We start from the raw sequence: 6,987 nt of genomic DNA, 5'->3' as shown, positions 1-6,987 counted from the left end.
ATCGCCATAGAAATAGGCGGGAATCTGCTGTCCCCACCATAATTGACGAGAGATATTCCAGTCACGAATGTTCTCCATCCAATGACGATAGGTATTGTCAAATCTCTTGTTAGGGAATAGTTTTACATCACCTGTTTCTAACACAGCTTTAATAGCAGGTTTTACAAGATCTTCCATTTTAAGAAACCACTGATCAGAAAGTCGAGGTTCAATCACCGCTTTTGTGCGTTCTGAAGTTCCTACTTTATTGATATGGATTTCTGTTTTAACAAGAGATCCGTTTTCTTCCAATTCCTTTTTGATATTCTTGCGGCACTCAAATCGATCTTGCCCTTCATAATGAAGTCCAAAACTATTCAACGAAGCATCATCATTAAAAATATCAATAACTTCTAAATTGTGTTTATCTCCTAATACTTTATCATTTTCATCGTGAGCAGGGGTTACTTTTAAGCATCCTGTTCCAAATTCGATATCCACATATTCATCTTCAATAATAGGAATCACACGACCACAGATAGGAACGATCGCTTTTTTACCTTTTAAATGTGTAAAGCGTTCGTCATTTGGGTTGATACAGATGGCGGTATCTCCAAAAATAGTTTCTGGACGTGTGGTCGCAATTGTTAAGAAGTTTTCAGATCCTTCTATTTTATAGTTGAGATAATAAAGTGTTCCTTGTTTTTCCTCATGGATCACTTCTTCATCAGAAAGCGTTGTTTTTGCTTCTGGATCCCAATTAACCATACGATATCCTCTGTAGATATGACCTTTATTATAAAGATCGACAAACGTTTTAATAACGGCTTCAGACATATCTGGATCCATCGTAAACTTAGTGCGTTCCCAATCACAAGAAGCACCTAGCTTCTTGAGTTGTTCTAAAATCACTCCGCCGTACTCTTCTTTCCACTCCCAAGCGTGCTTTAAAAAGTCCTCACGCGTAAGGTCAGATTTTTTGATACCTTGCTCTGCTAGTTTTGCAACTACCTTAGCTTCAGTAGCAATAGAAGCATGATCTGTACCTGGTACCCAACATGCATTCAACCCTATTAAACGCGCACGTCGTATCAATACATCTTGTAGCGTATTGTTAAGCATGTGTCCCATGTGCAACACTCCTGTGACATTAGGGGGTGGTATCACAATGGTATACGGCTTTTTCTCGTTAGGTGTTGAATGAAAATAATTATGTTCCATCCAGTACGAATACCACTTGTCTTCTACCTGTGAAGCGTCATATTTTGAAGCAATGCTCATAGTTTGGTCTGATTGTTGAATACTAATAAGCAAAAGTACTGATAACAGTAGGATTAATAAATAGTGTCAGAGAGATTTTTTAAGGATAAAAGGATATTCAGTCTCATCAGTGATTGTTGATATCATTATTTGGCAAAGGCCTTATTTCTGACTATTTTTATCATCCTCAAATATTGGAAATTATGAAAAAACTAATGTTATTGCTGTTTGTAGGTCTTATGACTATAAACCTAACAGCCCAAGAGAAAAAAGCCGCGATCACTTTTGAAAGTGATGTTGTAGATTATGGAGAGGTAGATTATGGAGCAGACGGCGTACGAGAATTTAAATTTAAAAATACAGGAAATGATGTGCTCATCATTGCGCGTGTATATTCAACCTGTGGATGTACCATTCCAAAAAAACCGGAAGATCCTATTCAGCCAGGTGAAAGTGGCATTATAGAGGTAAAGTATGATACAAAGCGTCCAGGACCTATACGTAAAACAATTACCGTGTATTCTAATGCTTCTGAAGTTCCTTACACCCTTAAGATAAAAGGAAACGTTAAGCCGCAAGCGGGTAAATAAAAATTTGAAAATACTCATTTTAAAAGCCACTCATTGAGTGGCTTTTTTCTTTCTAAAGAATCCCGTTATTTTTTGTAGAGGTAATTCAAAAATGCCAATATAAATTTGCATTTTTGTAAAGCAAAAAAATAAAAAATTACTATGCCATCAATTTCTCATAAAGGGCAAATCATGCCTCAGTCTCCTATTCGTAAGTTAGTTCCTTTTGCAGAGGCTGCAAAAGCTCGTGGAGTTCAAATACACCACCTTAATATAGGACAGCCAGATATAAAAACACCACAAGTAGCACTAGATGCCGTAAAGAATAATACGATAGAAGTATTGGAGTATTCACACAGTGCTGGTTTTGCTTCTTATAGAAATAAGCTCTCGAGCTATTATAAAAATAATGGTATTGATGTTAGCCCAGAAGATATCATTGTGACTACAGGGGGATCTGAAGCCTTGCTTTTTGCTATGGGAAGTGTGACAGATCCAGGTAATGAAATTATTATTCCAGAACCTTTTTATGCAAATTATAATGGATTTGCAATTGCAAGTGGTGTAACAGTAGTACCTGTTATCTCAAATATTGATTCAGGTTTTGCATTACCTCCTATTGCCGATTTTGAAAAACTAATTACTTCAAAAACAAAAGCCATCGTTATTTGTAACCCTGGCAATCCAACAGGCTATTTATACAGTGAAGACGAAATTAAACAACTAGCAACACTCGTAAAAAAACATGACTTATTCCTAATTGCAGATGAGGTCTATAGAGAGTTTGCCTATGATGGTTTAAAGCATTATTCTGTGATGGGGCAACGCGATATTGATGCACACACGATTATGATTGACTCTGTGTCAAAACGATATTCTATGTGTGGTGCTCGTATAGGGTGTATCGTAAGTAGAAATAAACAGTTAATAGCAACTGCTATGAAATTTGCGCAAGCCCGTTTGAGTCCGCCTACATTTGCACAATTGGCAAGTGAAGCCGCCTTAGAAACACCTGCTTCCTATTTTACAGATGTCATAGATGAGTATGTAGCTAGACGTAATACATTAATTGCGGGACTTGAGACTATACCAGGGGTAAAAGTGGCAAAACCTAAGGGAGCTTTTTATTGTATCGCAGAACTTCCAATAAAAAATGCTGATGCTTTTGCACAATGGTTATTAGAATCTTTTAAGTTAGATGGTAAAACCATTATGGTTGCACCGGCAGCAGGTTTTTACTCTAGTGAAGGTGTAGGACTCAACCAAGTCCGAATCGCTTATGTCTTAGAAGAAAATCTATTAAAAGAAGCTGTGGAGATTTTACGAGAAGCATTAAAGCAGTATAAAGAATAATCAATGAGTGATCAAAAGAAGGCTTCTTTAAAAAAATACAATACGTTTGGAATAGATGTACAGGCACGTGAAATTTTATCGGCCACATCGGTAGAAGATGTACAACGTATTATAAAAGAAAAAGATCCTTCTGAATTATTTATTATTGGGGGTGGTAGCAATATGTTGCTGACTCAAGATATTGATAAATATGTTGTTCATATTAATATCAAGGGATATACTGTAGTGGATATGCCTTTCGGCGAAAATGAACTATTGCTCAATGTCGCTGGGGGTGAAAACTGGCATGACTTTGTTTGCTATTGTATCGATCATGGCTACGGGGGTGTTGAAAATTTATCACTTATTCCTGGTAATGTGGGGACAGCACCTATTCAAAATATAGGCGCCTATGGTGTCGAACTTAAAGATGTTTTTTACCAATGTGGGGCTGTTTCAAGAAAAGACGGAACACTGCGAACTTTTTCTCTCGAAGACTGTAAGTTTGGTTATAGAGATTCTGTTTTTAAAACGGAGTTAAAAGACCAATATATTATTACATCAGTTACTTTTAAGCTCACACTAAAAGATCATAAAATTAAAACAGAATACGGAGCTATTTCTGATACGCTTGCTGAACAAGAAATCACAAACCCTACTATTAAAGAGGTTTCAGATGCTGTTATCAAAATACGCCAAGAGAAGCTTCCTGATCCAAAAAAAATAGGAAATAGTGGTAGCTTTTTTAAAAATCCAGTGATATCACAAACTGTTTTTTCTGAATTACGAAAGAACTATCCAGACATTCCTTATTATCCCATAGGATCAGACCAAATTAAAGTGCCAGCAGGGTGGCTTATAGAACAAGCAGGTTTTAAAGGGAAACGTTTTGGCGACGCAGGAGTACACGATAAACAAGCACTTGTATTAGTAAATCATGGAAATGCAACGGGAAGTGAAATCTGGGCATTAGCAGTACGCATCCAAGATGAGGTAAAAGAAAAATTTGGAATCATAATTTCTCCTGAAGTAAATGTCTTTTAAGAGCTTTTAAAATAGGAGTATTTACAAAATAGAAATAGCTCTATTAGAAGAATCTAATAGAGCTATTTCAGTATAAAGAGTACTTCCCTTATTTAGGGAGTACGACGCTGTCTATTACATGGACAACTCCGTTTGAAGCTTTTAGATCTGTGGCTGTGACAGTAGCGACATTTCCATTAGCATCGGTTATAATCACATTATCTCCTTCTAGTGAAGCGACAAGTGTTCCTCCATTAACAGTTTTAATGGCAAATTTTCCGCCTCCTTGTTTAATTGCAGCGACTACATCTGCAGCTTTGAAGTTTCCAGCTACTACGTGGTATGTAAGAATGGCAGACAATTTACTCTTTGCTTCTGGCTTTAGCAGTGATTCTAATGTTCCACTTGGTAGAGCATCAAATGCAGTGTTTGTTGGAGCAAATACAGTAAAGGGACCTTCTCCTTTAAGGGTGTTTACAAGATCTGCGGCTTTTACTGCAGCAACAAGTGTTGTGTGATCTTTAGAAGACATTGCTACATCTACGACATCAGACTGAGCAATAGATACAGTTGAAAAACAGAATGTTAACATTGCGAAGATTAAAATGGTCTTTTTCATAATAAATTTTAAATTGTTGAGTTAATACTAAAAGTTGTTTTCATTTGTAATAGATACGCCGTAACTTTAAACAATGGATTTCTATGCATTCACAAACTTTTGTTAAATCAAAAACCAGCCATTTTTGAAGCCATTTATAGAACAACATATTATTGAGCTGCTCAAAGCTCAAGATGAACGTGCTATAGGATTATTGTACGATCATTATGCTGATGCATTATTTGGAGTTGCTATAAAGGTGACAAAAGACGAAGCATTGGCACAAGACGTATTGCAAGAATCTTTTGTAAAAATCTGGAAAAATGCGAGTAAGTATGATGCCACGAAGGCACGCCTCTTTACATGGCTGTTTCGCGTGGTTCAGAATACAGCCATAGATGCTGTAAGAAGTAGGCAACGTAAGAAAACCAAAGAGATCCAAATAGAAGATTCTAACGTATATCATATACAAAGCTCAAAGTTTGCAATAGAGCATCTTGATATCGCATCGCATGCAGCTGGTCTTGAAGATAAATATAGAGTCGTCATAGATGCACTATTTTTTCAGGGGATGACCCAACAAGAAGCTAGCGATGAGTTAAATATTCCGTTAGGAACTGTAAAATCAAGATTAAAAATAGGTTTAAGAGAATTACGTAAGCTTTTCGGTTTAGTGATTGTATTTTTGTCAATATGAATGAGAGAGTAAAAATATTTTTGGATGGCGATATGTTAGAACGCTACTTAATGGACACCACTTCCCCTATGGAGTCTAAAGAAGTAGAGTATTACATAGAAAAATACCCAGAGGTAAAAAAGACATACATAGAGCTTCAGGAAAATTTAGAAGAATACGCAACTTCATTCGCAGTGCCAGCACCGGTAGAGCTTAAAGATAAAATCCTTCAACAAGTACAATCACGACCTAAACCAGCAATCCCATTCTTAGCGATTACAGCATGTGCTGCAACGATTCTTTTTGGAATTATGACCTTTATGATTTGGCGTCAAAACCAAGAGTTACTTGATGATCGAAGGCTTACGACAGAGCTTATCGAAGACCTTAATAATGATATCGTCTCTAATAGACAAACACTTCAGTCTGTAGAAGAACAATTTATGATTCTTAATAATTCTTCTACAGAGAAGTATGTATTAAGAGGGAATACAAGAGCACGCAAATTAGAAACTGTAGCCTATGTAAATATGCTTGAAAAAAAATCGTATGTACACGTTGTTGCGCTCCCTGAATTACCCGATGATCAGGTGTATCAAATGTGGGCAGGAGTAGATGGTCAAATGATACCACTTGATATCTTAAAGATTACTAAAGAAAACCTAGTAGAGATTCCTTATGAAGAGCGTATGGCAAGTCTTAATATTACGATTGAGCCTAAAGGCGGTAGTAAAGAAGCTACGGTAGATAATCTTGTAGCTAATATCTCTTTCTAATTATTAGTTGTATTATCCCTTAAGTCGCATACGACTCATATCTTTTATATTTTTTTAAAGGATTCATCTTTTAGAATCTTTGTATATTTGTACAAAATATATCCTAATGAAGTTACTCCTTTTAACACTAGCACTTTTAGGTCTTGCCGTCGCAGGAATTGCGATAAAAATCTGGGCAAAAAAAGATGGTAAATTTGCAGGAACCTGTGCAAGCCAAAGCCCTTTTCTTAATAAAGATGGTGAAGCTTGTGGCATGTGTGGAAAACTACCTTCAGAAATGGGTGATTGCAATAATGATCAGTAATCACTGACACTGTTGGATTTTTTAGTCACCTACGTATTTTACGTTTTTATAGGAGTTGTAGCTATTAATTGTAGCTACTATCTTTTCTTTTATATTTTTGCTTTCGCGAAAGCAAAAAAAAACACATCACCATATCTTCCTTCAGTTTCACTCATTGTTTGTTCTAAAAATGAAGCTGAAAATTTACGCAAAAACATTCCTCAATGGATAGCGCAAAAATATCCCGATTTTGAAATTGTTCTCATAAATGACGCTTCTAGCGATGAGACAAAAGATGTTATAGAGGAGTTTGCGCAACAGTACCCGAATATTGTACAAGTTCACGTCGAAAATAACGAAGCATTTTGGGGAAATAAGAAATATGCACTTACATTAGGAATCAAAAGAGCAAGTCATAAACATTTACTTTTTACTGATGCCGATTGCTTTCCTGCTTCTACCTACTGGATACAAGAAATGGCTAATCAATT

General features: G+C 36.2%; 9 protein-coding genes. 7 read left to right on the top strand and 2 right to left on the bottom strand.

All coding sequences use genetic code 11. The features are described 5' to 3' along the window. Positions 1-1,260 (bottom strand): class I tRNA ligase family protein (locus Q0505_RS09100; RefSeq protein ID WP_299211759.1); only part of this gene is annotated, 1,260 nt, incomplete at its 3' end. Positions 1,261-1,442: 182 nt separating this feature from the next. Between Q0505_RS09100 and Q0505_RS09095 the strand changes: the two genes are divergently transcribed. The 3 genes from Q0505_RS09095 (at position 1,443) to murB (ending at position 4,184) form a co-directional block, all read left to right on the top strand. Beyond that, a complete protein-coding gene (locus Q0505_RS09095; RefSeq protein ID WP_299211755.1) occupies positions 1,443-1,829 on the top strand; it encodes a DUF1573 domain-containing protein in 387 nt (128 codons plus the stop codon). Between the two features lie 141 nt (positions 1,830-1,970). Next, positions 1,971-3,161 (top strand): pyridoxal phosphate-dependent aminotransferase, encoded by a 1,191-nt coding sequence (locus tag Q0505_RS09090; protein WP_299211752.1) that lies wholly within the window; start codon positions 1,971-1,973, stop codon positions 3,159-3,161. Between the two features lie 3 nt (positions 3,162-3,164). Then, positions 3,165-4,184: a UDP-N-acetylmuramate dehydrogenase gene (murB, locus tag Q0505_RS09085; RefSeq protein ID WP_299211749.1), complete on the top strand. Its 1,020-nt coding sequence runs from the start codon at positions 3,165-3,167 to the stop codon at positions 4,182-4,184. Positions 4,185-4,272: 88 nt separating this feature from the next. Here murB and Q0505_RS09080 read toward each other — a convergent pair whose 3' ends face one another. After that, positions 4,273-4,782 carry a fasciclin domain-containing protein gene (locus tag Q0505_RS09080; RefSeq protein WP_299211746.1) on the bottom strand — a complete coding sequence of 170 codons (510 nt, stop codon included), beginning with the start codon at positions 4,780-4,782 and terminating at the stop codon, positions 4,273-4,275. Between the two features lie 124 nt (positions 4,783-4,906). On the opposite strand from Q0505_RS09080, the gene Q0505_RS09075 reads away from it, so the two are divergent. The 4 genes from Q0505_RS09075 to Q0505_RS09060 all read left to right on the top strand — a co-directional run. Next, on the top strand, positions 4,907-5,458 hold the full coding sequence (locus Q0505_RS09075; RefSeq protein ID WP_299211743.1) for a sigma-70 family RNA polymerase sigma factor: 552 nt from the start codon (positions 4,907-4,909) through the stop codon (positions 5,456-5,458). Next, the gene (locus Q0505_RS09070; protein ID WP_299211741.1) at positions 5,455-6,213 is read left to right on the top strand and encodes an anti-sigma factor; all 759 of its coding nucleotides are present in this window, start codon (positions 5,455-5,457) and stop codon (positions 6,211-6,213) included. Before Q0505_RS09075 ends, Q0505_RS09070 begins: the two co-directional genes overlap by 4 nt. Before the next feature lie 106 nt (positions 6,214-6,319). After that, entirely contained in the window at positions 6,320-6,517 is a 198-nt protein-coding gene (locus Q0505_RS09065) for a membrane or secreted protein (protein WP_299211738.1), read from the top strand. Positions 6,518-6,529: 12 nt separating this feature from the next. Next, a partial coding sequence (locus Q0505_RS09060; RefSeq protein WP_299211735.1) for a glycosyltransferase occupies positions 6,530-6,987 on the top strand: 458 nt, incomplete at its 3' end.

The organism is uncultured Dokdonia sp., from assembly GCF_937910895.1.
In the GTDB taxonomy this organism is placed as follows: domain Bacteria; phylum Bacteroidota; class Bacteroidia; order Flavobacteriales; family Flavobacteriaceae; genus Dokdonia.
Note: the sequence above shows the minus strand (reverse complement) of the source record. Positions and strands in the feature narration are given on the sequence as shown.

What these genes read in the sequence shown, in the direction of transcription:
- Q0505_RS09070 (WP_299211741.1), top strand. Translation starts at nt 5,455, where the DNA reads ATGAATGAGAGAGTAAAAATATTTTTGGATGGCGATATGTTAGAACGC.
- Q0505_RS09080 (WP_299211746.1), bottom strand. Translation starts at nt 4,782, where the DNA reads ATGAAAAAGACCATTTTAATCTTCGCAATGTTAACATTCTGTTTTTCA.
- Q0505_RS09095 (WP_299211755.1), top strand. Translation starts at nt 1,443, where the DNA reads ATGAAAAAACTAATGTTATTGCTGTTTGTAGGTCTTATGACTATAAAC.
- Q0505_RS09065 (WP_299211738.1), top strand. Translation starts at nt 6,320, where the DNA reads ATGAAGTTACTCCTTTTAACACTAGCACTTTTAGGTCTTGCCGTCGCA.
- Q0505_RS09090 (WP_299211752.1), top strand. Translation starts at nt 1,971, where the DNA reads ATGCCATCAATTTCTCATAAAGGGCAAATCATGCCTCAGTCTCCTATT.
- murB (WP_299211749.1), top strand. Translation starts at nt 3,165, where the DNA reads ATGAGTGATCAAAAGAAGGCTTCTTTAAAAAAATACAATACGTTTGGA.